The organism is Bradyrhizobium sp. SHOUNA76, assembly GCF_023006445.1.
In the GTDB taxonomy this organism is placed as follows: Bacteria; Pseudomonadota; Alphaproteobacteria; order Rhizobiales; family Xanthobacteraceae; genus Bradyrhizobium.
The window spans coordinates 1-2172 of sequence record NZ_JALBHA010000751.1 but is presented as its reverse complement, the minus strand read 5'-3'; the positions used below and the strand labels follow the sequence as shown (position 1 = coordinate 2172).

Annotated in this window: 3 protein-coding genes; all 3 read right to left on the bottom strand. The window is 67.4% G+C overall.

Features of this window, described 5'->3' with window-relative positions:
• Positions 1-483: FAD-dependent oxidoreductase (locus MOV74_RS36610; protein ID WP_246932191.1), on the bottom strand; the 483-nt coding region annotated here is incomplete at its 3' end.
• A 116-nt stretch (positions 484-599) separates the two neighbouring features.
• Complete coding sequence (locus MOV74_RS36605) at positions 600-1559, bottom strand: AraC family transcriptional regulator (RefSeq protein WP_246932188.1); 960 nt, start codon at positions 1557-1559, stop codon at positions 600-602.
• A 229-nt stretch (positions 1560-1788) separates the two neighbouring features.
• The coding region (locus tag MOV74_RS36600; protein ID WP_246932186.1) for an anti-sigma factor domain-containing protein at positions 1789-2172 on the bottom strand (384 nt) is incomplete at its 5' end.

Sequence of the window (2172 nt, the reverse complement as noted above, 5' to 3'; positions counted from 1 at the left end):
GCCGGCGCCGACCACCACCACCGTCGAACGCCCCGGCGACGGCGCGCTGCGCCCAAGCGAGGCGAGATGATCTTCGAGGCGGAGCGCCGCAGCATAGGTATCGACGTCGAAGGCATGCCCGGCAAGTCCGGGAATGGCGGGACGCATCACCTCGCTGCCGAGCGCCAGCACGAGGCGGTCATAATCCAGCGTCTCTGCGCCGCCGCTCGTGACCAGCGAGAGTTCGCGCCGTGCCGGATCGATGGCCTGGACCTCGCCGATACCATGGCCGACACCGATCGGATCGAGCAGTTGCGGCAGCGGCAGCGCGACCTCGTCGAGATCGGCTTCGTAGTTGCGCACGCGGATGTTGTGATAGGGATTGCGGTCGACGAGACGGATTTCGATGTCATCGTTCGCGCCGATCTCCTCGCGCTTGCGCGCAGCGCCGATGGCCGCCCACAGGCCTGCAAAGCCGGCGCCGAGCACGACGATACGGGCCATGTCCGCCTACTATACTTTCCAAAGCAATCCTGCGGTCTGGCCGCGCGGGCAATATAGCTCAACAGCCCGCATCGACCAACTGCGCCAGCGCCGCGCCGCTGCACGAAGTCGCGAGCTCACGCCTCGCGCAGTTCCGACGGCGTCGCGCCGAAGCGCTTGCGGAAGGCGCGGTTGAAATAGGACAAATCGGCAAAGCCCGAGGAATGCGCGATGTCGCTGATCTTGCGCGTCCTGGCGCGGGGATCGCCGAGCAGCTTGCGGGCCTGCAGCAGGCGCTGCTCCAGCACGAATTCGGTGAAGGTCGTGCCGGCCTGCTCGAACAGGCGCTGCGCCTGGCGCGGACTTAAGCCCGAGCGCGTCGCGACCTCGGACAGGCAGAGATCGTTGCGGCCGAGCGCGGCCATCACGTCGGCACGCATGAGGTCGAGGCGCGCCGCCGCATGTCCGCGTCCGCGTGCCAGACTTGCATGCTCGGCATCGGTGCCGAGCATGAGGCCGACGAGATCGACCATATGCTGCGCGGTCAGGCGCTGGCCCACCGCGTCGAGATGCGGCGCGTGGTTGGCGGCGAGCGCATGGTAGCGGAAGACGGTCTCGGCGACCGCGCCGTCCGAGAGCACTTGCGACAGCTTGTCCTCGGCGCGCGGATTGATGTCGAGCAGCGCCCGGCGCGGCATGCGGATGCTGGTGAAGCGGTCTTCGTCGGTGTGGCCGACGCTGCCCGTGATGCTCATGTCGACGAGCACCATTTGGGCGGGCGCAAGCTCGACGGTATGGCCGTTCTGCCCGACGCGGACGAGGCCCGCATGTGCGGCGATCAGGACGAGGTCGTCGCTGCCGTCGGCAAGGTGGCTCTGGGTGCGGGAATATTGCGCGGAGGCCCCTTCCGGAATGGCGAGCGCGATGTTGTCGACCACGCTGATCTGGAGCCGGCAATCGATGCTGTCGCCATGGCTCGGCCCGATATCGAGGCCGCAGGAGCCGAAGGCCCGCTCGCGCCATTGCTCGAACGCCGGGCCATGCGGCAGTCCGGTGTATTGGTGAACGAAGATGCCCGGCGCTTTCGCTGCATCCATTTGATTTTTCTCGACCTCTTCCGGCGGCGCGATCAGCGGCGCGACTTCAAATTCCGGGGATTTGACGCCGCGAAAGGCCGGGAGGTTCAAATTGGGAGCGGATTCGGCCGGACTTGTCGGCATGCGACGGCGGGATGGACCGTGGCGACAAAGTCGTAGGCCGCATGAGCGAAGCGACATGCGGGAACAGACGTCCCGGATATCGCTTCGCTCAACCGGGCTACGACGCCTATTTCTTCGCCGGCGCCTGCGGCTGGGACTGCGGCACGGTCTCGATCAGCCTGCCGGAAAACACCGGGGACGAGGTCGGCTGGCCGCTTGGCGAGCCGCCGGCCTGCTCGACGGTGATGGCGTAGGTCGCGCCGTTGACGACCTCGGCATCATAGGAGGCCAGCAGCGGCCGCGCGGTGAAATCGCCGGCGTTGATCACGCCGAGCGAGCGCGGGCGCGGCAGCTTGTCGGAGATCAGCCAGAGCTCGAAACTCTTGCCGGGCTCCGGCGTCGCGCCGACCTTGCGCACCGTGAAATTCCGCGTCGCGCCGTCGATGGTGAGGATGAAGGCGGGGCCGCCACCCTGGCCCTGCAACAGCGCGACATATTGCGCCGAAGCGGC